Origin of the sequence: Roseixanthobacter liquoris, assembly GCF_043195135.2 — a bacterium.
GTDB lineage: Bacteria > Pseudomonadota > Alphaproteobacteria > Rhizobiales > Xanthobacteraceae > NCEH01.
Genome location: NZ_CM195537.1, coordinates 2,683,505 through 2,706,363 on the forward strand (window position 1 = coordinate 2,683,505; position 22,859 = coordinate 2,706,363).

The 22,859-nt window shown below is 68.5% G+C and carries 24 protein-coding genes and 1 tRNA gene; 14 read left to right on the forward strand and 11 right to left on the reverse strand.

What is annotated here, in order from left to right; genetic code table 11:
- On the reverse strand, positions 1–1,257 hold the full coding sequence (locus V5F84_RS11985) for an aminopeptidase (protein ID WP_394045473.1): 1,257 nt from the start codon (positions 1,255–1,257) through the stop codon (positions 1–3).
- Positions 1,258–1,441: 184 nt separating this feature from the next.
- Between V5F84_RS11985 and V5F84_RS11990 the strand changes: the two genes are divergently transcribed.
- Entirely contained in the window at positions 1,442–2,575 is a 1,134-nt protein-coding gene (locus tag V5F84_RS11990) for an AGE family epimerase/isomerase (RefSeq protein ID WP_394045471.1), read from the forward strand.
- 23 nt (positions 2,576–2,598) lie between these two features.
- Here the strand turns inward: V5F84_RS11990 and V5F84_RS11995 are convergent, their stop codons facing one another.
- Positions 2,599–2,967, reverse strand: a complete 369-nt coding sequence (locus V5F84_RS11995; protein WP_394045469.1) for a hypothetical protein — start codon at positions 2,965–2,967, stop codon at positions 2,599–2,601.
- Between the two features lie 142 nt (positions 2,968–3,109).
- The gene (locus V5F84_RS12000; protein ID WP_394045467.1) at positions 3,110–3,634 is read right to left on the reverse strand and encodes a DedA family protein; all 525 of its coding nucleotides are present in this window, start codon (positions 3,632–3,634) and stop codon (positions 3,110–3,112) included.
- A gap of 345 nt (positions 3,635–3,979) precedes the next feature.
- On the opposite strand from V5F84_RS12000, the gene V5F84_RS12005 reads away from it, so the two are divergent.
- The 6 genes from V5F84_RS12005 to V5F84_RS12030 all read left to right on the forward strand — a co-directional run bounded on the left by V5F84_RS12005 (position 3,980) and on the right by V5F84_RS12030 (position 9,423).
- The gene (locus tag V5F84_RS12005) at positions 3,980–5,515 is read left to right on the forward strand and encodes a DEAD/DEAH box helicase (protein ID WP_394045465.1); all 1,536 of its coding nucleotides are present in this window, start codon (positions 3,980–3,982) and stop codon (positions 5,513–5,515) included.
- 26 nt (positions 5,516–5,541) lie between these two features.
- Positions 5,542–5,817 (forward strand): translation initiation factor IF-1, encoded by a 276-nt coding sequence (infA, locus tag V5F84_RS12010; protein WP_012115181.1) that lies wholly within the window; start codon positions 5,542–5,544, stop codon positions 5,815–5,817.
- A 233-nt stretch (positions 5,818–6,050) separates the two neighbouring features.
- Positions 6,051–6,908 (forward strand): ABC transporter ATP-binding protein, encoded by an 858-nt coding sequence (locus tag V5F84_RS12015; protein ID WP_394045463.1) that lies wholly within the window; start codon positions 6,051–6,053, stop codon positions 6,906–6,908.
- Positions 6,905–7,714, forward strand: a complete 810-nt coding sequence (locus V5F84_RS12020; RefSeq protein ID WP_394045461.1) for an ABC transporter permease — start codon at positions 6,905–6,907, stop codon at positions 7,712–7,714. Before V5F84_RS12015 ends, V5F84_RS12020 begins: the two co-directional genes overlap by 4 nt.
- Before the next feature lie 18 nt (positions 7,715–7,732).
- On the forward strand, positions 7,733–8,779 hold the full coding sequence (locus V5F84_RS12025) for an ABC transporter substrate-binding protein (protein WP_394045459.1): 1,047 nt from the start codon (positions 7,733–7,735) through the stop codon (positions 8,777–8,779).
- 437 nt (positions 8,780–9,216) lie between these two features.
- Positions 9,217–9,423, forward strand: coding sequence for a cold-shock protein (locus V5F84_RS12030; RefSeq protein ID WP_394045457.1), 207 nt, complete (start codon positions 9,217–9,219; stop codon positions 9,421–9,423).
- Positions 9,424–9,668: 245 nt separating this feature from the next.
- Here the strand turns inward: V5F84_RS12030 and V5F84_RS12035 are convergent, their stop codons facing one another.
- The 3 genes from V5F84_RS12035 to V5F84_RS12045 form a co-directional block, all read right to left on the reverse strand.
- Positions 9,669–10,253 carry a L,D-transpeptidase gene (locus V5F84_RS12035; protein WP_394045455.1) on the reverse strand — a complete coding sequence of 195 codons (585 nt, stop codon included), beginning with the start codon at positions 10,251–10,253 and terminating at the stop codon, positions 9,669–9,671.
- 157 nt (positions 10,254–10,410) lie between these two features.
- A complete protein-coding gene (locus V5F84_RS12040; RefSeq protein WP_394045453.1) occupies positions 10,411–11,262 on the reverse strand; it encodes an alpha/beta fold hydrolase in 852 nt (283 codons plus the stop codon).
- Between the two features lie 6 nt (positions 11,263–11,268).
- Positions 11,269–11,952, reverse strand: a complete 684-nt coding sequence (locus V5F84_RS12045) for a VIT1/CCC1 transporter family protein (protein WP_394045451.1) — start codon at positions 11,950–11,952, stop codon at positions 11,269–11,271.
- A gap of 173 nt (positions 11,953–12,125) precedes the next feature.
- Between V5F84_RS12045 and V5F84_RS12050 the strand changes: the two genes are divergently transcribed.
- Positions 12,126–12,416, forward strand: coding sequence for a hypothetical protein (locus V5F84_RS12050; RefSeq protein WP_394045449.1), 291 nt, complete (start codon positions 12,126–12,128; stop codon positions 12,414–12,416).
- A 253-nt stretch (positions 12,417–12,669) separates the two neighbouring features.
- Here V5F84_RS12050 and V5F84_RS12055 read toward each other — a convergent pair.
- Both V5F84_RS12055 and gph read right to left on the reverse strand, forming a co-directional pair.
- Positions 12,670–12,744, reverse strand: a tRNA-Val gene (locus tag V5F84_RS12055).
- 109 nt (positions 12,745–12,853) lie between these two features.
- Positions 12,854–13,540, reverse strand: a complete 687-nt coding sequence (gene gph, locus V5F84_RS12060; RefSeq protein ID WP_394045447.1) for a phosphoglycolate phosphatase — start codon at positions 13,538–13,540, stop codon at positions 12,854–12,856.
- Positions 13,541–13,672: 132 nt separating this feature from the next.
- Between gph and V5F84_RS12065 the strand changes: the two genes are divergently transcribed.
- From V5F84_RS12065 to V5F84_RS12075, 3 genes are all read left to right on the forward strand, one after another.
- The gene (locus V5F84_RS12065) at positions 13,673–14,122 is read left to right on the forward strand and encodes a lactonase family protein (RefSeq protein ID WP_394045445.1); all 450 of its coding nucleotides are present in this window, start codon (positions 13,673–13,675) and stop codon (positions 14,120–14,122) included.
- 97 nt (positions 14,123–14,219) lie between these two features.
- A complete protein-coding gene (rpiA, locus tag V5F84_RS12070) occupies positions 14,220–14,924 on the forward strand; it encodes a ribose-5-phosphate isomerase RpiA (RefSeq protein WP_394045443.1) in 705 nt (234 codons plus the stop codon).
- A 22-nt stretch (positions 14,925–14,946) separates the two neighbouring features.
- Positions 14,947–15,468 (forward strand): DUF2059 domain-containing protein, encoded by a 522-nt coding sequence (locus V5F84_RS12075; RefSeq protein ID WP_394045441.1) that lies wholly within the window; start codon positions 14,947–14,949, stop codon positions 15,466–15,468.
- A gap of 151 nt (positions 15,469–15,619) precedes the next feature.
- Here V5F84_RS12075 and V5F84_RS12080 read toward each other — a convergent pair whose 3' ends face one another.
- Both V5F84_RS12080 and V5F84_RS12085 read right to left on the reverse strand, forming a co-directional pair.
- Positions 15,620–16,579 carry an IS110 family RNA-guided transposase gene (locus V5F84_RS12080; protein WP_509277093.1) on the reverse strand — a complete coding sequence of 320 codons (960 nt, stop codon included), beginning with the start codon at positions 16,577–16,579 and terminating at the stop codon, positions 15,620–15,622.
- A 317-nt stretch (positions 16,580–16,896) separates the two neighbouring features.
- Entirely contained in the window at positions 16,897–19,044 is a 2,148-nt protein-coding gene (locus tag V5F84_RS12085) for a glycosyltransferase family 2 protein (RefSeq protein ID WP_394045824.1), read from the reverse strand.
- A 194-nt stretch (positions 19,045–19,238) separates the two neighbouring features.
- On the opposite strand from V5F84_RS12085, the gene gor reads away from it, so the two are divergent.
- From gor to V5F84_RS12100, 3 genes are all read left to right on the forward strand, one after another.
- Positions 19,239–20,600, forward strand: a complete 1,362-nt coding sequence (gene gor, locus V5F84_RS12090; protein ID WP_394045822.1) for a glutathione-disulfide reductase — start codon at positions 19,239–19,241, stop codon at positions 20,598–20,600.
- 119 nt (positions 20,601–20,719) lie between these two features.
- Positions 20,720–21,112, forward strand: a complete 393-nt coding sequence (locus V5F84_RS12095) for a hypothetical protein (protein ID WP_394045820.1) — start codon at positions 20,720–20,722, stop codon at positions 21,110–21,112.
- Positions 21,113–21,139: 27 nt separating this feature from the next.
- Positions 21,140–21,436 (forward strand): hypothetical protein, encoded by a 297-nt coding sequence (locus tag V5F84_RS12100; protein WP_394045818.1) that lies wholly within the window; start codon positions 21,140–21,142, stop codon positions 21,434–21,436.
- Between the two features lie 55 nt (positions 21,437–21,491).
- Here the strand turns inward: V5F84_RS12100 and V5F84_RS12105 are convergent, their stop codons facing one another.
- Positions 21,492–22,742 (reverse strand): multidrug effflux MFS transporter, encoded by a 1,251-nt coding sequence (locus V5F84_RS12105; protein ID WP_394045816.1) that lies wholly within the window; start codon positions 22,740–22,742, stop codon positions 21,492–21,494.
- Between the last annotated feature and the right edge of the window lie 117 nt (positions 22,743–22,859).

Sequence of the window (22,859 nt, forward strand, 5' to 3'; positions counted from 1 at the left end):
TCAGGCCCATTCGCCCTTGCGGAACACCGGCACGCGGGCTCCATCCGCCGTGATGCCGTCGATGTCGATGCGATCCGAGCCGATCATCCAGTCGATATGGATCAGGCTCTTGTTGCCGCCCTGCGCCGCGATCTGCTCGGGCGAGAGGTTCGCGCCGTCGAGGAAGCATTTGGAATAGCACTGGCCCAGCGCGATGTGGCAGGCGGCGTTCTCGTCGAACAGGGTGTTGAAGAACAGCAGGCCGCTCTTCGAGATCGGCGAGGAATGGGTGACAAGCGCGACTTCGCCCAGCCGGCGGGCGCCTTCGTCCGTATCCAGCACCTTGTTCAGCACCTCTTCGCCGCGCGCCGCCTGGGCCTCGACGATGCGGCCGCCTTCGAAGCGCACCTGGATTTCGTCGATCAGCGTGCCCTGATAGGACAGCGGCTTGGTGGAGGAGACGTGTCCCTCCACGCGCCGGGCGTGGGGCGTGGTGAAGACTTCCTCGGTGGGGATATTGGCGTTGCAGGTGATGCCGTTCTTCGCCGTGGAGGCCCCGCCCTGCCATTCGTGCCCGTCGGCGAGGCCGATCACGAGATCGGTCCCCGGGCCGGAATAATGCAGGGCCGCGAAGCGCTGGCCGTTCAGCCATTCGGTGCGGGTGCGCAGCGCGGCATTGTGCGCGCTCCAGGCCGCCACCGGATCGTCGCCATCCACCCGCGACGCCGCGAAGATTGCCTGCGCCAGCTTGGCGACGGCCACGGGCTCCTCATCGCCGGGGAACACCAGCTTGGCCCAGGAGGCGGTGGGATAGGCGATGATGTTCCAATTGATGTCGAAGCCGGCGATCTTCTCCAGCGCCGGCTGATACGCGAGCGAATTCGCCTTATTGGCCCGCGCCACCTTGGCCGGGTCCTGGCCGGAGAGCAGCATCGGATTGTCGCCGACGATGGCGAGGCGCGCGGTATTGGCGCTGAACGCCTTGGCGATGCCGTCGTAGAGCCAGCCCGGCGCCCGGTCGAAGCTCGCATCGGCGCCGAAGCGATAGCGCGCAAGCGTCATCTCCTCGTCCGAGAACAGCGGGGTCACGAGGCCGGCGCCGGCCTTGTAGGCGTGCTCGGCGATCCGCCGCACCAGCGGCAGCGCGGCCATGGGGGCGGTGAGGAACAGGTCCTGCCCGGGCTGAAGGTCCAGTCCCACCTTCACCGCCACTTCGGCCAGCCGGTCGAGCTGGACGGGATCGATCGGTGCGGAAAGGTCGCGCGCATGTGCCGTCATGAGGGGATGCCCAGAAAATAGTTGTGCGGGCCGGACCTTATCCGAACCGGGCGCGGTTGCGAATACGGCCCGTGCGTCGCGCCGGTGCCCCGGGTCGCGGGCGACGGCCCCGTGCGGGACCTGCGAACTTTACGAACGCGGGGGGCGTCAGTATGCCGGAGGCGCGCGAACAGAGGTCGAGACCGTGCCGGAAACCGAAAATCTGCTCACCTGGCTGTTTCAGGAGGCCCTGCCGTTCTGGTCCACGCGCGGCGTCGATCGTGGGCAGGGCGGCTTCTACGAGCGGCTCGATCCCACCGGCGCGATCCTTCCCGAGCCGCGCCGCGCCCGCCTCGTCGCCCGCCAGATCTATGCTTTTTCGGCGGCGGAGCGGCTCGGCTGGGACGGCCCGGCGCGGCCGATCCTGCGCCATGGCCTCGCTGCGCTCGATGGTTTCTTCGCCGCCGACGGCACGCTGATCGCCACCCGCACGCCCGAGGGCGCGACCCTCAGCGGCGCCTTCGATTCGTATGACCATGCCTTCGTTCTCTTCGCCCTGGCGGCGGCCCATGCCAGCGGCGAGCAGGCCGAGGAGGCGCGTGCGCGCGCCCATCGCCTGCTGGAGACCATGCGCGCGCACTATGCCCATCCGCGCGCCGGGTTCGAGGAAGGACGCCCGCCCACGCTTCCGCTGAAGGCCAACCCCCACATGCATCTGCTGGAAGCGTGCCTGGCCTGGGCGCAGACCGCGCCGGATCCGGCGTGGGACCGGCTTGCCGACGAGATCGCCGAGCTTTGTCTCGCCGCCTTCATCGATCCGGCCACGGGCGCGCTCTACGAATATTTCGACCACGACTGGCACCCGATGGGCGGCGAGGCGAAGATCGTCGAGCCCGGGCATCAGTTTGAATGGGCGTGGCTGCTGATCCGCTGGGGCACCCTCCGCGCGAGGCCGGACGCCATCGCCGCCGCGCGCCGGCTGGTCGCCCTGGCCGAAGCCCATGGGGTCGATCCCTCCCTGGGCCTCGCCCTGAACACGCTCGACGCCGAGCTGGCGATCCGCGACGACCGCGCCCGGCTGTGGCCCCAGACCGAGCGGCTGAAGGCCCATGTGGCGCTTCGGGCGATCGCGCGTGACGCCGGCGAACGCGCCGAGGCGTCGGGCAAGATCGCCGAGGCGGCGCGCGGGATGATGCGGTTCTTCGCCCATCCCGTGGCGGGCGCCTGGTGGGAACATATCGACCGCCGGGGCGAGCCGATCATCGAGCCGACGCGCGCCAGCAGCCTGTATCACATCGTGCTGGCGATCGAGGTCCTGCGCGAGGCGCAGGGCGCCTGAGCCGCATGGCAGCCCGCGCCCGGCTATTTCGGCTGCACCTGCGGATTGCCGCCCGGGCTGCCCGGCGGGGGAATGACCGGCGTCGTGCCCACGTCGGGCGCGGGACGGGTCAGCTCGGGATCGAGATTGCGGGCGGGGGGAATGACCCCGTCGGTGCGATCCAGACGGTCGCTGAGGTTCTCGTCGGGCCGGGGGGCGGGCAGGGTGGGCCCCGGCGCGTCGGGCGGGCGCGGATCACTGCCCACCTGCGCCGCAACGCCGGTTACGCCCATCGCCTGGCTCAGGACGAGACCGAGGCCGAGCACCAGCGCGGCGCGCAGGGCGGTGCGAGGCTGCGAGCGGCGTAGGCGGGGCGCGTGGCTGTCTGGATGATGGGGCGGGCGATGGGACATGCGGCCTCCTGTCCGGGCTGTTCCCCCAGCGGATCCCCATGAGGCCAACACCCGCACCCGCGGCCCTGTTCCCGCGCCCGGCGAAGCGCTTTTTTACACGCGACCGCGGACTTTCCGTTAGGGAGGATGGACGGGCCTTGCCCTACCAGCCCAAGGCCTTCAGCACGGCGGCGCCCGGCGCCAGCATCACGAAGGCCCAGACCAGGGCGCTCAGCACATTCGCCACCTGAAACGGAATCTGCGGCATGGCGAGGATGCCGGCGATGAGCGGAACCACCGCGCGGGCGGGGCCGAAGAACCGCCCCACCGCAACGCCCCAGATGCCGAACCGCGCGAAAAAGGCCTCCCCCTGCCGCACCAGGTCCGGGCGCCGGGAGAGGGGCCAGAAGGTCTTGGCGCGTTGCTTGAAATGCAGGCCGAACCAATAGGAGAGGGCGTCTCCCAGCACGGCGCCGCACACGGCGGCGAACCAGATCGACCAGAAATCGAGCCCGCCCGCCTGGATCAGCGCGCCGATGCCGAGCAGCAGCATGGTCGCCGGAATGAGCAGCGAGAGGAAGGCGATGGACTCACCGAACGCCAGGGCGAACACGATGGCCGGGGCGAAGGATTGGCGGGCGCGAATGAAATCCAGCACCGGCGCGGCATAGGCGTCGAAGTCGATCATGGGTCCTCCCGGCGGGCTATTTCGGCGATGCGCCGGCATGCCGCAAGGGGGGGCTTGCGCACAAAATGCGGCGGCAGATGGCCTTTGCCTTGAAATCATCACGGATCTGGGCCATATGGCGGGCTGTAGCGGTCGGCGGCGCAGATGATGCCGGACAGGTCGCTCTCGGGCCGCGTAGCGGAACGCTCCGGGAATGCTCCATTCCCGTCGGCTTAAGCCCGATACTCATTTTGCAGAATTCGACAGCCCAGGCCACGCGGGGTGTCACACACCCCCCGCGAATGCGCGTGGCGCGTGGACCTTGTCCTGCGCCCCGGGTGGCGTTCGCCGCATGAAAGACAGAGCTTGACCTCTTTTTCCGAACTCGGCCTTGCCGAACCCATCGTCCAGGCCCTCACCGAAGAGCGCCATGTTACGCCGACGCCGATCCAGGCGCAGGCCATCCCCCAGATCCTCGCCGGCCATGACCTGATCGGCATCGCCCAGACCGGCACCGGCAAGACCGCGGCGTTCGCGCTGCCCATCCTCGACCATATGGTGCGCCATCCCCGCCGGCCCGAGCCCAAGCACGTGCGCGTGCTGGTGCTGTCGCCGACCCGCGAATTGTCCGGCCAGATCGTCGAGAATTTCGAGAAGTTCGGCCGCCACACCGGCCGCACCGTGGAACTCGCCATCGGCGGCGTTCCCATGGGCCGGCAGATCCGCGCCCTGCATCGCGGCGTGGACGTGCTGGTGGCGACCCCCGGCCGCCTGCTGGATCTCGCCGAGAACCATGCCGTGAAGCTCGACGCGGTGGAAGTGTTCGTGCTCGACGAGGCCGACCAGATGCTGGACATGGGCTTCGTCCATGCCATCCGCGCCATCATCCGCCGCCTGCCGGCGAAGCGCCACAACCTGTTCTTCTCCGCCACCATGCCCTCCGCCATCGCGGATCTCGCCGGCTCCATGCTGCGCAATCCGGTGACGGTCTCCGTCACTCCGGCGGCCAAGACCGCCGATCGGGTCGAGCAGCACGTGATGCTGGTGGAAAAGCAGGGCAAGCCGGCCCTGCTGGCCGAATTGCTCGGCGCCGAGGGGGTCGAGCGCTCGCTCGTCTTCACCCGCACCAAGCACGGCGCCGACAAGGTGGTGAGCGCGCTTGCCAAATACGGCCGCGCCGCCGAGGCGATCCACGGCAACAAATCGCAGAACCAGCGCGACCGCGTGCTCGCCGCGTTCCGCGAAGGCACCGTGCGCACCCTGGTGGCCACCGATATCGCCGCGCGCGGCATCGATGTCACGGGCGTCAGCCACGTGTTCAATTTCGACCTGCCGAACGTGCCGGAATCCTATGTCCACCGCATCGGCCGCACCGCGCGCGCCGGCCGCGAGGGCATCGCGATCTCGTTCTGCGACGGCGAGGAGCGCGCGTACCTGCGGTCCATCGAAAAGCTGATCCGCATGCAATTGCCGCTCACCGACCGGCGCTCGACGCCCGGCACGGCGCCGATCGTGGACCCCACCGCCGGCGCTCCGGCCCGCAACAAGCCGGCCGGTGGCCGCAGCGGCGCGCCGAGCCAGGGTCGCGGTCCGCGCCCGGAAGGCCGCAGCCAGGATCATCGCGGCGATCATCGCGGTCATGACGGCCGCGGCGGTCAGGATGGGCGCTCCCACGACGGGCGCTCCCACGAGGGACGGTCCAACGAATCTCGCACTGCGGGCGCGCCCTCGGGCCGCCCTGCTGAATCGCCGCGCACGGGCGCGCGGCAGGATCAACGGGCGGCTCGCGCCCCGGGCGGCCAACGTGGCGCATCGGAAATCGGTGCGGTCGGCTTCATGCGCGCTGGGTCCGGGCCGGCCAACGGCGGCAAGCCGGGCACGGCGTTCAAGCGCCCGCGTTGAAATCTGGGGTAGCTGGAGAAGACTATATGGCGAAGGAAGAATTGCTGGAGTTCGAAGGAACGGTCACGGAAGTATTGCCCGATGGCAACTTCCGTGTGCGGCTCGACAATGATCATCAGATCCTGGCCTATGCGGCCGGAAAGATGAAGAAGAACCGCATCCGCACCATTGAAGGGGACCGGGTGGTGGTCGAGATGTCGCCGTACGACCTCGATCGCGGTCGCATCAATTTCCGCCACAAGGCGGAAGGCAATGCCCCCCCGCCCGGCGCCCGCCGCCAGCAGAATTTCCGCCGCCGCTGATGCGTCTGCGGGCCTCGGCCCGCATCGTTTCGCGGAGCGCTTTGGCGTTGCGGCCGTCGTGAACCGGCGGGCGCAGCCATTGGCGCGTGCTGCCGACGCCCCAAGCGCCTGAACCGCGCCGCCATCCCCAGGGTTGGCGGCGTTTTCGTTGGGGCACGCCCTCCCCATCGGGAAAAAATCGCCTTACCCTCCCGCCCCAAGCAAGGCCGGATCACCGGCGCGCGGGAGGATCAATGGCAGGGTCGATGTCGCACAGCGGCACCTCGGCGGGTGATGCGCCACCGTGCGCGGTGCAGCTCGCGGGCGTGCGGATCGTGTTTCCCGCCCGCGCCAAGGGCGAGGCCGCCTTCATCGCCGTCGAGGGGGCGGACCTGGAGGTGGCGGACGGGGAGTTCGTCGCCATCGTCGGTCCGACGGGCTGCGGCAAGTCCACCTTGCTCAACGCCACGGCGGGGCTCCTCATTCCCGGCGCCGGGACCGTCTCCATCTTCGGCGCGCCGCTCGCCGGGCTGAATCGGCAGGCGGGATATCTGTTTCAGGCCGAGGCCCTGTTTCCCTGGAAGACCGCGCTTGAGAATGTCGCCATCGGCCTCGACGTGGCGGGCGTGTCCGCCGCCGAGGCGCGCGCGCGGGCGCTGGCATGGCTGAAGCGCGTGGGGCTCGCCGCCTTCGCGAACCGCTATCCCCACATGCTCTCGGGCGGACAGAGGAAGCGCGTGGGGCTCGCCCAGGTGCTGATCCGCGATCCGAAAATCCTGCTGATGGACGAGCCGTTCGGACCGCTCGATGCACAGACCCGGCAGATCATGGGCAATCTGTTGCTGGACCTGTGGAGCGCCGATCGCAAGGCGGTGCTGTTCGTGACCCACGACCTGGAAGAGGCCATCGCGCTTGCCGACCGGGTGGTGATCATGGGGGCGGGGCCGGCCTCGCGCATCATCGGCCAATGGCGCATCGAGCTGCCGCGCCCGCGCGATATCGCCGAGGTGCGGCTCGATCCGGTGTTCCATGCGCTTCACAAGGAGATCTGGTCGGCGCTGAAGGAGGAAGTGGTGAAGGGCTATCTCCAGGCCGAGGGCGTGAGCGCATGAACCGCCTCGTGCTGCACCTGCTGCAAGTGCTGGTGGCGGTCATCCTCATCGCCATCTGGCATTTCGCCTCGACGATCAAGATCCCGGCCGGGCTGGTGTCCGCCAAGGCCTTCTATCTGCTGGACCCGTTCTTCTTCTCGACGCCGCTCGCGGTGTTCGGGCGCACGTGGCGCGATTTCGCCACCGGGGTGATCTGGTATCACCTCGGCATCACCTTGCTGGAGACCGTGCTGGCCTTCCTGATCGGCGCCGGCGGCGGCGTGCTGGTGGGCTTCTGGTTCGCGCGCCAGCAGAGGGTCGCGGCGGTGTTCGACCCCTATGTGAAGATGGCCAATGCCTTGCCGCGCGTGGTGCTGGCGCCGATCTTCGCGCTGTGGCTCGGGCTCGGCATCTGGTCGAAGGTGGCGCTCGGCGTCACGCTGGTGTTCTTCATCGTCTTCTTCAACGTCTACCAGGGCGTGAAGGAGGTGAGCCCCACCGTGCTCGCCAATGCGCGCATGCTCGGCATGAGCGAGCGGCAATTGCTGCGCCACGTCTATTGGCCGTCTGCGCTCTCCTGGATGTTCTCGTCCCTGCACACGGCGGTCGGGTTCGCGCTGGTGGGGGCGGTGGTGGGCGAATATCTCGGCTCGGCGGCGGGGCTCGGCTATCGCATCCACCAGGCCGAAGGCGTGTTCGACGTCACCGGGGTGTTTTCCGGCATGCTGGTGCTGGCCGTGTTCGTGATCCTCATCGACACGTTCGTGAGCGCGATCGAGGATCGCCTCATGGTGTGGCGCCCCACCGCCGCGTCGAACCAAAGATAACAGGACGGAGGAATTCCCATGAGACGTGCATTTTTGCGACGTGCATTTCAGCTCGCCCGGCTGGCGCTCGGCGGCCTTCTGGCGCTCGGCGCAGCAGCCCCCGCGCTGGCGCAGAAGGCGGAAAAGCCGAGCCTGACGCTCGGCGTCGGCGGCAAGCCGCTGCTCTATTATCTCCCCCTCACGATTGCGGAACGGAAGGGCTTCTTCAAGGACGAGGGGCTGGACGTCACCATCAATGATTTCGGCGGCGGGGCGAAATCGCTCCAGGCGCTGATCGGCGGTTCCATCGACGTCGTGACCGGCGCCTATGAGCACACCATCCGCATGCAGGCCAAGGGGCAGGACATCACCTCGGTGATCGAACTCGGCCGCTATCCCGGCATCGTGCTGGTGGTGCGCAAGGACAAGGCCGACACCTACAAGAGCGTGAAGGATCTCAAGGGCGCGAAGATCGGCGTCACGGCGCCCGGCTCCTCCACGAACTTCTTCGTCAATTTCCTGCTGGCGAAGGAAGGGCTGAAGCCGGACGACGTCTCCTTCGTCGGCGTGGGCGGCGGCGCCTCGGCGGTGGCGCAGATGAAGCGCGGGGAGATCGACGCCATGTCGAACCTCGATCCGGTCATCACCAAGCTGGAAAGCGACGGCGACGTGGTGGTCCTGGCGGACAGCCGCACCGAGGAGGGCAACCAGAAGATCTTCGGCGGCACCAATCCGGCCGCCGTGCTCTATATGAAGACCGATTTCATCGCGGAAAACCCGGTCACCACGCAGAAGCTCGTGAATGCCTTCTACAAGGCCCTCATGTGGCTGAAGACGGCGACGCCGGAGGATGTGGCGAAGGTGGTGCCGGAAGAGTATCTGCTCGGCGACCCGGCGCTTTATATCGCCGCGGTCAAGGCGTCCAAGCCGATCTATTCGCAGACCGGGATCATTCCCGAGAGCGGCATGAAAAACGCCCTGAATATGCTGGTGGAGTTCGATCCCGAGCTGAAGGCCGCGAAGATCGATTTGCCGAAGACATTCGACGGCCGTTTCGTCGCCAAGGCGGCCGAAACTCTCAAATAGCCGGACCCGGGCGGGACGCACAGAAGAAATATGGCCCGCGTTCCGCCCGGTCCCGTTCCGGCAAGTCCTTGATTTCGATCGGCAAAGCGAGCGCCTGCGGCCGGCGGGGCGCAAGGCGCGCGCCCGGCGCCGCCGGAAACGGCGCCGATGCCCTTGTTGCGACGCAGTTTGTGCTTATGTTGCACCCATCCCAGACAGACGTCCGGCGCGCGAGCGCGGAACGGGGACGCGGACGGATGTACTCCGGTCCCCTGCTCTGGCTGGGTGCTTTTTCGTGGCCGGCGGTCAACACCGCGGCGCGAAAGGGGTTGGGACAGTTCGTGCGGCCTGCCTTGTTTCGTTCCCTTCGGGCCGCGATCTCAAGCCTATTCCCTTCGGACTGCCCGGCTCCCGCGTGTCAAGCGCGGAGCAAATGCAACGTCTGAACGGAGGCCGATATGGCCACAGGTACTGTCAAGTTTTTCAACACCCAGAAGGGCTTCGGCTTCATCCAGCAGGATGGCGGCGGCGCCGACGTGTTCGTCCACATCAGCGACGTTGAGCGCTCGGGACTGAACACCCTCAACGAGGGCCAGAAGGTGTCGTTCGACGTGGTCGACGACAACCGCGGCAAGTCCAAGGCTTCGAACCTCGCCGCCCTCTGAGGCTGCCCGCCGATCCGGCGCCAGCCGGATCGGTCTTTTCCTGTCCGGCGCCAGCCGGATCGGTCTTTTCCTGTCCGGCGCCAACCGGATCGGTCTTTCCCTTTTCCGGCTAAAGCCGGATCGGTTTCTTCCTGTCCGGCGCGAGCGGGACGGGACCTTCGGCCGCCGGCTTTTGCCGCAGCGGCCTTTTTTGTGTCCTCGTGCCCTCGGTCCTTGAACCCGACGCGGGCGGCGGGTCGTTTTCGTCAGCGCATCACATAGACCGTGGCGCCGACCTTCACACGATTGTACAGGTCGGTCACATCGTCATTGGTCATGCGGATGCAGCCGGACGAGACCGCTTGCCCGATGGTGTCCGGCTCGTTTGAGCCGTGGATGCGATACAGGCTCGACCCCAGATACATGGCGCGCGCGCCGAGCGGATTGTCGATGCCTCCGGGCATGTAGCGCGGCAGGTCCGGACGGCGCTTCAGCATCTGCGACGGGGGAGTCCAGGAGGGCCATTCCTTCTTGGCGCTCACGGTCTTCACGCCGGACCACTGGAAGCCCTCGCGGCCGACGCCGACGCCATACTGGATCGCCTGGCCCGGCGCGGTGACGTAATACAGGCGGCGCTCGCTGGTGCGGATGACGATCGTGCCCGGCTTGTATTTGCCGTCGATCGCCACCACCTGGCGCGGGATCGGCGAGGTGCCGGCGGTCACCCCCATGGTGGAGGTGCCGAACAATTTGTTGAAGCCGAAAATGTCGGAGGTGTCGTTGGCTTTTGCGGGCATCGCGCCGATGACGAGGGCGGCGAAACTGGCGACGGCGAAGGTCTTGAAGGCCATGGGGACCCACCTCGGTCAATGATGTCGCCGGGAACGCAGCGTCCACCAGCGTCATAACGGTTGTCGCCTCAAATGCGGCGACCATGCAACCAATTTGTGGCGGCCCGGTTCCCTCCGGAACGCATCTGTGATCGAAGGTCGCAACCCCGGCGCCTGCTTACTTAAGGGAAGATCCGGCCCGTTCGATGAAGCCCGCCAGCAGGGTGTTGAAGGCCTCCGGCGCTTCCAGGAATGGCGCGTGGCCGCAGGTTTCGAACACCACATGCTCGGCGCGCGGCGCATGCGCGGCGATGCGCTCCGACATGGCGGGAAGAATTACCTGATCCTTGCGTCCGTGCACCGCCAGCACCGGCCGGGTGAGGGCGGCCAGTTCCGCCGCATAGTCCGCCGGCCGGCCGCCCATGCTGGCGCGCACCCGGGGCGGCGTCATCATGTTCGCCGCAAGGGCTATCTCGAAGCTGTCGGGATCGAGCGGGATCTCGAAGCACTTGCGCAGGAACGCGCGGGTGGCGGCGATATTGGTCGCGAGGTCCTCGCTGCCCATCAGGCGCATCAGATTGTTGCAGTTGCCGAACAGCGCCCGCTCGGTGGCCACCACCGCGTCCACCAACACCAAGCCGGCCAGGGCCGCATCGCCGTAGCGGCGCAGATAATCGCAGATCACCCGCCCGCCATAGGACCATCCCACCACCACCGGCCGCTCCAGCTCGAGCTGGTCGATGAGCGCGGCGATGTCCTCCGCCCAACGGCTTTCCTGCTGGTAATGCGCCGGTTCGAGCGGCTTTTCGGAGGCGCCGTGGCCGCGCAGGTCGAACGTCACCAGCCGCAGATGCGCCAGCGCGTCGCTCTCCACCTGCCGCCGCCAGCACAGGCCGCTCTGGCTGTAGCCGTGGACGAACAGAACCGGCTGCCCGAGCGCCGTGCCCCATTCCTGAACCGCCAGCGCAACGCCGTCCGGCGCGGTGACGTGGGTCGAGCGATGGGGCAGCAGGGTGACGGGATCGCGCATGGAGCCTCAGGACAGAAGATGGCCCATGGCGATGCCGGCCAGGGCCGCGCAGGTGGCGACGGACAGGGTTTCGAACGCGGTGCGCGCCACCGGCCGCTTGGCCACCAGGCCGCGCCCGATGCCGAGCGCCAGAAGCAGCAGGGCGGTGACCGTCAGCGAGACGATCCGCGCCTGCTCCATGGGCAGCAGGGCGAAGGGAATGACCGGGGTGAAGCCCGCGAACAGGTCCGACACGAACATCCAGAAGGCATGGGCGGCGGGGGAGGCGGCATCCTCGTCGCCATCCGGGGTGAGGGCGGCGCGCAGCGCCGGCACGGCCTGCGGGCTGCGGCCGATGGCGGCGCTGATCTGGTCCACGTCGGTGGGCGCGACCCCGGCCGCGCGCAGGCCGTTGCGGATGGCGGTGAGGTTCTCGGCCAGTTCCGCCCGCCGCTCGGCCGGCGCCGCCTCGGCGCGGGCGCGGCGGGCGTCGCGCACCGATTCGGCATCGAGATAGGATCCCGCCATCATGGAGACCGCCGCCGCCGCGGCGCCGGTGGCGCCGGCGATCAGCACCGTCTTCGCATCATTGGTGGTGAGGGCGACGCCGAACACCAGGCCGAAGATGGAGACCGTGCCGTCCTCCATGCCGAACACGATTTCGCCGATGGAGGCCTTGAAAGAGCGGGTGATTCCTTCAAAAACGCCCATCTGCGCCAAGCTCCAAGCGCGGGTCGGCGCAGGCGCCCCCTGCGCCCGGCCCCCCGATCACGACGCTCTTACCACGTCCGGCGGGAACTGTGAGGCTTGCGCCGCCTTGTTTAGAAGCGCGGCGCATCCGGTTCCGCCGCCTCGTTTGAATCACGGCCAGGGAGGGCCGGGCCATGATGCGGATTCTTCTTGGTTTTCTGCTGGTGCTCGCGGCCGTGCCCCCGGCATCCGCGCGGCCGGCCAGCTATAAAATGTCGTGCGCCGCCACGGCGGGACTGGTGCAGAACCGGGGCGCCGCCTTGCTCGACACCTCGCCCACCACCTTCGATCGCTATGTGCGGGACATCACTTTCTGCATGCCGGGGGAAGCGCTGCGGCCGGAATGGGTGCGCACCCGCGACAACCCGCAATGCTTCGTGGGCTACACCTGCTTCGAGCCGGAACGCGGTCGCCGGTGGTGGTGAAACGGGCGTTCGTGGCCCCCGAGCCCTAAAAATGTTTCACGTGAAACAATGGCTTAGCGCGGACGAACATCGGTTTCGTGGCTGTTCTCCGCGCCTCTGCGGCGGAAGAAACCATCATTTCGGGCGAACCTTCCGCGCATGAATCCGCACGGCGATTTCCCCGGCGCTCGGGCCTTGTCCGGTCGCGCGTCATCGGCGCGCGGGCAAGGGCCTCAGCGGCGCACTATGGCACCAGGGGATGGATGGAGAAGAATGGTGGTCGATGTAGGGATTGAACCTACGACCCCTCCCGTGTGAAGGGAGTGCTCTCCCGCTGAGCTAATCGACCGGCCATTTCGTTTGCCGTCTGGCAGGAGGCAGCGATTTAGTGCCCCCACGCGGGGGTGTCAAGGGCGGGGGGAGCTATCCACAGGCCGCCGCCCCCGCGCGCACGCCGTTCAGCGGGCCGGCTGGCGCAGCAGATCGCGCACCGCGCCTTGCAACTGGTCGAAATGATCGATCAGCACATCGGCCCCGAGATGGGCGGGCGCGACCTCCGTATAGCCGAACGAAACGGCGATCACCGGGACACCGGCGGCCTTGGCGGTTGCCACATCGGTGGCGCTGTCGCCGACCAACAGCCCGAATCCGCCCGCGGCTCCGGCCGCCGCGAAGGTGGAGAGCAGGGGCAGGGGATCGGGCTTCGACTTGGCATAGGTGTCCGCCCCGGTGATGGCGACGAAGCGCCGCGTCAGGTCGAGCCGGTCCAGCAGCAGCCGGGCGAGGCGCTCCAGCTTGTTGGTGCACACCGCGAGCAGGGCGCCTTCCCCTTCAAGGGCGTCCAGGGCCTCCAGGAGGCCGGGGAAGGGCCGGGAATGGTCGGCGATATGGTCGGCATAATGGGCGATGAAGCGGCCGGTCAGCGCATCCAGATCGGCCTTTGAGGCGACGATGCCGTTATGCTCCAGCGCCCGCACGATCAGCGCCCGCGCGCCGCCGCCGATCATGTTGCGCGTGGCGTCGCGGTCCACCGGGGCGATGGCATAGTCGGCCAGCACCGCGTCCAGGGTCGCCAGCAGGTCGGGGGCGGTATCGACCAGCGTGCCGTCCAGGTCGAAGGCGATCACGGGGCGCGGGTGCGGCATGGGAATGATCCTTGAAGGGGCGGGCGTGGCTTTTCTTGGCCGTCTGCCCCCCTGCCTACAATCCTGCCGCTTTTCATGTCCAGCGTCCCGGCGACGGCGGCGGCGCGGGGCGCGGCGCGAAGGAGATGGCACATGGCGGAACGGTCCGGACGTGGCAGGGGCAGGGTGGGACGCGGGATTTTGGTGGCGGCCGGCCTTGCGGCCGGCGTGCTTTGCGGCCCGGCGGCCCAGGCGCAGACCGCGCCCGGCGCGGGTAATTTCGCGTTCGAGGCGCCCCCTTCGGCCCAGGCAAACCGGGTCTATTCGGTCAATCGCCAGACCGGCGAAGTCTCCGCCTGCCAGTTCGAGCGGCCCGACAGCGCGCTCGTGGGCATCACCCGCTGCTTCCCGAAGGGCGAGGGCGCGGGCGCGCAGAAGGCCGGGGCCTATTCCCTGGTCTCCGCCCGCTTCGCCGGCGAGACCGGCATTTTCCGCGTCAATGCGGACACCGGCGAAATGAGCGTGTGCTACGTCCGCGACGTGCCGAAGAGCGGCGGCGGGGCCGCGGAGCCCATGGTCCTGTGCACGCCGCAGGCAAAGTAGCCGTGAAGCCATCTGTCGGCGGCCTCCCCGCTTGTCGGCGGCGCCGATCAAGGCTAGCAACCGTTCAGCCAGCCAACGCCAGCCACCGGACACCCAAATGGCCGATGCCGAAGACCTGAAGCGCGCCGCCGCCGCCCGCGCCCTCGAGTTCGTGACGGACGGCATGCGCCTCGGCCTCGGCACGGGCTCCACCGCGCGGCACTTCGTGGATCTGCTCGCGGCGCGCGTCCGGGCGGGGCTGAAGGTGGTGGGCGTGCCCACCTCCGAGCAGACCCGCGCGCAGGCGCTTTCGCTCGGCGTGCCGCTCGCGACGCTGGACGAGCTGCCCGAGCTGGACCTCTGCATCGACGGCGCCGACGAGGTCGGGCCCGATCTCGCGCTCATCAAGGGCGGCGGCGGCGCCCTGCTGCGCGAGAAGATCGTCGCCAGCGCCGCGCGCGAAATGGTGGTGATCGCCGACGCCTCCAAGCATGTGGCGGTCCTCGGCCGGTTTCCGCTGCCGATCGAAGTGGTGGATTTCGGCGTTCCCGCCATCACGCTGCGCCTCGCGCGCGCCCTTGAGGCGGCGGGCTGCGCCGGCGACCTGGTTCTGCGCCGGGCGGGCGGGCAGGCGCCCTTCGTCACCGACCAGGGCAATGTCATACTGGACGCCCATCTCGGCCGCATTCCCGATCCTGCGGCGCTCGCCCGCCACATCGAGCAGGTGGCCGGCGTGGTGGAACACGGACTTTTCCTCGGCCTCGCGCGCCGCGTCATCCTGGCTGGTTCCGGCGGCATCGAGCTGCTCGAACGGTCGGCCTGAACCCAATCCAACGGAGAAGAATATGCGCCCCTCGCTTGCCCAACGCCTCGGTGCCGGCCTGTTCGCCCTCTCGCTCTCGGGCGGCTTCGCGCTCGCCCAGCAGGCCCAGCAGCTCACGGTCCAGCCCTCGGCGGGCCAGATGCAGGCCGCGCGCGACTTGGTGAACGCAAACGGCGAAGCCCGCGCGTTCAACGGCGTGATCGCCAACCTGGTCGATGGCGCCGCGCTCGGCTTCCTCCAGACCAATCCCGATCTCGCCCCGCAATTGCGTGATGTCGCCGTCGCGCTGCGTCCGGAGTTCGAGAAGCGCCAGGCCGAGATCATCGACATGGTCGCCGCCTCCTATGCCCAGCGTTTCACCGAGGCCGAGCTGAAGGAGGCGCTGGCCTTCTACAAGTCGGCCACCGGGCAGAAGCTGGTGAACGACCGCCCCGCCATCGTTCAGCAGGCGGTGCAGAACATCCAGGCCTGGAGCGCCCAGCTCAATTCGGACGCGCTGGAGCGGATCCGAGCGGAGATGAAGAAGCGCGGCTACGATCTGTGATCTGAGGCAAGGCGGCGCGCCGCGCCTCTGATCCGATCGCCATTCGGCAGCCTGGTCTATGCGGAAGCCGCCTGACGGCAGGGCGCCCTGCTGTATTTCTCTCACCGTCCGTCATGGCCGGGTGTATCCCGGCCATCTCCCGTGATGGGCGTCAAGTGCCGGAATGAGCCCATGGCTGGTTGTCGCGGGCGATGGCGTTGAGAGTGACGAGCAGTTTACGCATGACTGCGGTTAGAGCGACCTTCCCCGGTCGCTTATTGTGCGTGACGAGGCGCTGGTAGAAGTCTCGCATGACGCCGTTCCAGCGGATGGCGGACCGAGTTGCGTTGAACAGCACGCGGCGGACGCCGGGTCGTCCGTGGCCTGTGGTGGCGCGAGCGGAGCGCTTGCCGCTTTCGCGATTTCTGGGCGCAAGGCCAACCAGGGCAGCGATCTCCTTGCCGGTCAAAATGCCCAGCTCTGGCAGTTCAGCGATCAGGGTATGAACTGTCACCGGGCCGATGCCTTTCAGTGTGCGCAAGTTTGCCGCTCGCTGGGCCAACTCCGCATTGGCAGCGATGCGCTCGGCAATCGCCGCCTCGATGGCATCAAGGGAGGCTGCGAGTGCGCCGACGATCGCGGCTATGTCGGCGCGCACCGCTTCAGCCTGCGCAATGGCGGCGCGGCACCGCTCGGCCTGCAGCAGATCCACAAGCTGGCGGCGGTGCACGGTCATTTCGCGCAAGGCAAGGTCTCCTTCCACACAGCACCCCAGTGCGCGGCGGGAGAGTTCGCGCGCGGCGAACTCAGCCAACAACAGGGCATCGCGGGCATCGGTCTTAGCTTTGACGCCGCAGCGGGTGCGGAAAGCCCCCACTTCATTGGGGTGGACACGCACGAACGGCAGCTTGGCTGCGACCAACTCCTGGCGCAGCCCCCGTTCGTACCCGCCGGTGGGCTCGAAGGCGACCAGGCCGATCTGAGCCGGTTCGAGGGTGTCGCTCCAAGCCGCCACGGCCGCCGGGGTATTGGCAATGCGCAGGCCCCGTCCAACGGCTTGCCCGCCATCGTGGCTCGCGATGTCGAGCCAGTCCTTGGACACGTCGATCCCGATGTAGAGCTTGCCGTCCATGGCACCCTCCGGCATGTTTGAGCGGTGGTCTGCACGCCGGATTGCATTCGGGCGAAAGCCCCCAACTCCCGTACGCGTGTGCGACCGAAACGCCGGCGGGTCCGAGATGACCACGGTCGACAGACCCGTCCACGCATCGGAGTGCCCGCCGGCGTCCCCATCCTAACAGGACGGGCAGACGCAACATGCAATCCATGCCGGGCCGCCCGCGCGGGGCATCAAGGGCCGGCGCCGGCGGCGCCGCGTGGATGCCCGGGACGCGCCCCTTGCATGACGGCGCTTCTGCACCGGCTTCAAGCCGTGAAGGCCGAGCGCTGTTAGGCGCCCGTCTGCGGCGGGCGAATAGCGTCGGTGCGGGGCTCCCGGCCGCCTTCCGGGCGCTTGGCGATCCCCGCGTGCAGGCTGTTGCGCGCGAGATTGGGATTGTAGTGCGGGTCCACCAGGCTCGCTGTGTGCCAGAGCGCTTCCATGCGCGCCCGCTGGGCCTTCAGCCGCTCGCGATGCGCCTTGCTGCGCCGGCGTCCGCGCGAGGCGGATTCATGGTGCAGCAGCAGCGCGAACGGCGTCCACACCACCTCGAACCCGCCGGCCCGGGCGCGCAGGCACAGATCGATATCGTTGCAATCCTCGGCGAAGCGCACCGCGTCGAGCGGGCCGATCCGGTCCCAGCATTGGCGGCTGACCATCAGGCACGCGCCGGTGACCGCGCTGAGATTGTTGCGGGCGTGCAGGCGCCCGAGATGGCCGGCCATGTCCTCCGCGCCATGGGCAAACCAGTGCGCGGCATAGCGGAACAGCCCGGCGATCACGCCCGCATGCTGGAGCGTGCGATCGGGAAACAGCAGCTTCGCCCCGACGATTCCGGTGCCCGGCAAGGCGGCGAGCGAGACCATCTCATGCAGCCAGCCCGGTTCCACCACCTCGATGTCGTTGTTCAGCAGGCAGATCAGATCGCCCGATGCGGCGTCCACGCCGGCATTGCAGATGCGCGGATAATTGAACCCGCCATCGTCGCGCACCACCAGCGTGCGCGGCCAGGCGGCCTGGATCTCCGCGAACAAGGCGAAGGTCTGCGGCTCCGTCGAGCCATTGTCGACGATGACGATCTCGAAATTGCGATAGGCCGTGTGGGCGATCAGCGAGCGCAGCGCCATGCCCATCAGATCGGCGCGGTCGCGCGTCGGGATGACGAACGACACCAGCGGCGGGGCGTCCGGCAGGCGGTAATGCGGGCGCAGTTTCAGGTCGGCGTGGATCTCCACCGGCGCGCCGGTCGCATCCTCCAGCGCGCGGGCGGCTTCGCGCGCCTGGTCAGCGGAGGCGAACCCCGTCCAGCCGCCGGGGCCGCGCCGGCCATAGGCGACACGCGGGATATGGCGGATCGCCTCCGGCGGCAGGGCGCCCACCGCGCGCAGAAGCAGATCGTAGCGCCACGCGAGCGGCAGATAGGCGCGCGCGCCGCCGATGGCGCGGGCATGGGCCGTGCGCAGCGCGACGATGTCGCCGAAATAATCCACCGTCCGCAGCAGATGGCGGTTGAACGCCGGCTTGAAGATGCCGTCGCGCGGCGCACCGCCCTCGTCCAGCATCTCTTCGTCGGTATAGGCCAGCATGCAATCCGCATGGGCAGAAAACGCCGCGCGGATCATCGCCACGGCATCGCGGGTGGGGCGGCCGGCGGGATCGAGCAGGGCCAGCGTCTCGCCCCGCGCGGCGGCCAGCAGGGCGTTGAAGGTGAGCGGCGCGGTTCCGGCGCCGGGCAGCAGATGGACGCGCGGCTCCTGCGCCAATTGATCGGGAATATCCCCCGGCGCGTCCGGCAGGCCGATCAGCCATTCCCAGTCGGCGTCGTTCTGGGCACGCAGGGCGGCGAGGCAGGCGGCGAGATCCTGCGCGCCCGTGCCCGCATCGAGCACGCTGAGGAACGAGAGCGTCCCCCCGGCGGCCGGCGGGGCGGCGAAATCCTCCACGAAGTCCGCGCGATAGCGCCGGTAGCGGCGCGTCGCCTGGACCTGGCGGGCCGGCGAATCGGCGAACAGCGAGGCGTGCATGCCGCGCAGGTCGCGCGCCGCCGCCCCCGCCGCCCGCCAGCGCCGGTGCGGCGGCAGGCCGGGAAAGCTGCCATGGGCGAAGGCGTGCAGCTTCAGCCACACTTTTCCGCGCGGATACAGGCCGAGGCGCAGCGCCGCCCGGTTCGTGGCGGCGATGCGCGCGGTGCCGCGCGGCAGCAGGAGCGCGGCCACCGGCGCGGCGACGGTCGCATGGCCGAGCGCCGTGCCGTCAGGCCCGAGGAAGGTCAGTTCGAGCGGCTCCGCGCTCTCCGCCGAGTCGCGGGCGATTTCCACCGCGAACACGCCGTCCCCGGCGGCGAGGCGCACGCGCCAGAGCCACGGCAGGGAAAAGCGCCGCCCGCGTCCGGGAGCGTCTTCGGCGCGAAGCCAGAGCGGGGAAATCTCTGAGGGCATTCGTGTGCGTTCTGACCTGCGATCGGCGGGGCGGTTGGTTCCGGGGACTTGAAGCACCCCTGGCGGCGCCCCGCAAGCGCGGGCGCAGCCCTGCCCTGCGCGCGCTTGACGGCGCAGGCTGCGTGTCTACATCTCGGCAGGGCCGCGAACGCCCGGCCGCGAAGGCCCTGCCGCAAAGGCCAAAGGAGCACGCCATGTCCGACACCGAAATCGATCTCTTCGTCATCGGTGGCGGGTCCGGCGGCGTGCGCGCGGCCCGAATCGCCGCCCAGCATGGCGCCAAGGTGATGCTCGCGGAGGAATACCGCATGGGCGGCACCTGCGTCATTCGCGGCTGCGTGCCGAAGAAGCTGTTCGTCCATGCCGGCCGCTATGCCCAGGATCTGAAGGACATGGCCGGCTTCGGCTGGAGCGTGGAGGGCGCGCGCTTCGACTGGCCGACCCTGATCGCCAACAAGGACACGGAAATCGGCCGCCTCGAAGCGATCTACCGTCGCAACGCGGAAGCCGCCGGGGTGAAGATCCTCGCCTCGCGGGCGGTGGTGGAGGGGCCGAACACGGTGCACGTCCTCGCCACCGGCGAGCGGGTGCGGGCGAAATATATCCTGATCGCCACCGGCGCCCATCCCGCGCTCGGGCCCTCGATTCCCGGCTGCGAACGCGCCATCACCTCGAACGAGGCGTTCCATCTCCCGGCGCTGCCGAAGCGCATCCTGATCCAGGGCGGCGGCTATATCGCGGTGGAATTCGCCGGCCTGTTCCACGCGCTCGGCTGCGAGGTCACGCTGGTGCAGCGCGCCGACGTGATCCTGCGCGGCTTCGACGACGAGATCCGCGCCCATCTCGCCAAGGAGATGGAGCGCGCCGGCATCCGCATGTTGTGCGGACGCACGCTCACCTCCATCACGGCGGTGGAGGGCGGCAAGCGGGTCCGCCTCTCCGACGAGACCGAGGTGGAGGTGGACGAGGTGATGCTGGCCATCGGCCGCGTGCCCAACACGCGCAATCTCGGCCTGGAAACCGCGGGCGTCGAGCTGGACGCGGTGGGCGCGGTGAAGGTGGACGCCCATTCGGCCACCAATATCGCCTCCATCTATGCGGTGGGCGACGTCACCAATCGCATCAATCTCACGCCGGTCGCCATTCGCGAGGGGCACGCCTTCGCCGACACCGTGTTCGGCAACAAACCCTGGCAGGTGGACCATTCCCTGATCGCCACCGCCGTCTTCAGCGAGCCGGAGATCGGCACGGTCGGCCTCTCGGAAGCCGCCGCGCGCAAGGCGGGGTACACGCTCGACATCTACAAGACCGATTTCCGCCCGCTCAAGGCGACGCTTTCGGGCAGTCCGGTGCGCACCTTCATGAAGCTGGTGGTGGATGCGAAGACCGACCGGGTGCTCGGCTGCCACATCCTGGGGGAGGCCGCATCCGAGATGATTCAGCTCGCGGCGGTGGCCCTCGGCCTCGGCGCCACCAAGGCGGATTTCGACCGCACGGTCGCGGTGCATCCCACCTCCGCCGAGGAATTGGTGACGCTGCGCACCAAGGCGTCATAAACGGCGCGCCGGGGCGAACCGGACGGGGCATCGGCGCGTTGTCTTCGCGATCCCTGCGGACATTTGCGCCGCGGGGCGCGCCGCAAGGCAACCCGCAGTGCACTTTCGGAGGACGCGTGATGACTGAGATTCCCCAGATCGATGTGGACAGCACGGGCCGTGCCGCGCTGTCCGCCCATGTGGATCAGCGTCGCGCCGATGCGCCCCGCGTTGCCCCGGGCATTCGCGCGCTGCCGAACACTTACCGCACCGTGTTCCACCACCAGATGGAAGCCGACCCGCAAGTGATGCTCGCCTTGTTCGATCTGGAGGACGCGGCCACTCTCGCCACGGTGATCCGCGATCAGTCGCAAAGCGTCCTGCGCGCGGCGCGGCAGATGAAGCGCGAGGGCGAGGTGATGGCGGATGTGCCCATGCCGCCGCTGCTGCGGCAAATCGGCCTCGAAAACCTGCCGGCCTTCCCCAGAGACATGCTGGACGACTATTTCCGGGCGGTGCAAATAGAGGCGTAACACCGCACCCATCCTGGAGTTCACTTCGTGCAGCGCCCCGCCGCCGTCCTTTTCGTTTGCGCCCTTTTCCTGGCGCCAGTCTCGGCCTTCGCCGATCCCATCACCCCCGCCCAGGACAAGGCCGGCGCGGTGCTGAAATATCAGCGCCTGGGCCCGGACGACCGCCGCGCGACGCTGGAAGCCTTCACGGGCGCCAAGATCGCCAACGACAGCGCGTTCGACAATCTCGACGCCTGCACCCTGCGCGAGACCACCGAGGATGACGCGAACCGCGCCAAGCTCGGCAAGACCATCGCGGATTGCCAGAAGGAACTCGGCAAATAGGCGTCTCTCCGCCCTGGCGGGGAGACGGGGCGGCGGACCCTGCAAGGACCCGCTGCTAATGGCCGGGCGTGCTGCCGAACAGGCGCCAGCGCTCGGCCCACAGCACGGCCACGACGCCGAGCGCGCCGAGCACGCAATAGCCTAGTGCGAGCGGCAGGACGGTGCCGTCGAAGGCGCGGCCCACCGCCATGCCGAGCAAGGCCCCCATCAGCGTCGTGTAGAAGCCCAGGAAGGACGAGGCGGTGCCCGCCACCGCGCCGAGCGGCTCCATGGCGATGGAGTTGAAATTCGGCACCGTCAGCGCGAACAGCGCCTGGTTGAGACCCACCAGCAGGCAGAACAGCAGCACCGGCGGGCGGCCCTCGAAGCCCAGCGCCGCCGCCACCTGCAACGCTCCCACCAGGACGAAGCCGCAGAGCCCGAAATGGGACAGGCGTCGCATGCCCAGCCGGTTCACCAGCCGGGCATTGATGAAGGAGGCCACGGACATCACCCCGGCGATGGCGGCGAACGCCAGCGGGAACAGGCGCCCGAGGTGATAGACCTCGGTCTCGAAGATCTGCTGGGAGGAGCCCACATAGCCCATCAGGCAGCCGAGCATCAGGCCCATGGCATTGGCATAGCCGAACGCCCGGCGGTTCGTGACGGTCAGCTTCAGGCCGGCGAAGATCGCCCGCATGGAGAAGGGGACGCGATATTCCGGATGCAGGGTTTCCGGCATGCGCAGGCCGAACCAGGTGGCGAGCACGAGGCTCAGCAGCAGCATGGCGCCGAAGATCACGTGCCAGTTGCCCACCAGGAGGATCATTCCGCCCGCCGCCGGCGCGACGATGGGCACCACCAGGAACACCATCATGGCGAACGACATGACGCGCGCCATGTCGCGGCCCTGGAAGCGGTCGCGCACGATCGCCACCGAGAGCACGCGCGCCGCCGCGCAGCCCATGCCCTGGATCGCGCGGGCGAACAGCAGCGTGCCGAAGCTGTCCGCGGTCATGGCGATGACGCAGCCGGCGGCATAGATCGCGAGCCCGATCATCAGCATGGTCTTGCGGCCGAACACGTCCGACAGCGTGCCGAACACGATCTGCATCACCGCGAAGCCGATCAGATAGGCCGAGATGATGAGCTGGAGGTCGTTCGGATTGGCGACCGCGAAATAATGATGGATGGGCTCGAAGGCGGGCAGCAGATTGTCGATGGAGAAGGCGGTCAGGCCCATCATGAGGGCGATGATGGCGACGAATTCGGTAAAGCCGGGCAGCGATGCGCCCGGCCGTGCCGGATCGCTCTTGCGGTGCATCATGGGAAGGGCTCGAAATCGCGCCGCGCAACGGCGCAAGGGAAGGGCATTGCGCCCGCTTCTAGGCGATCGGTGCGGGGAGTGCCCGCACTTTATTGTGTAAACGCGATGACGCCCCGG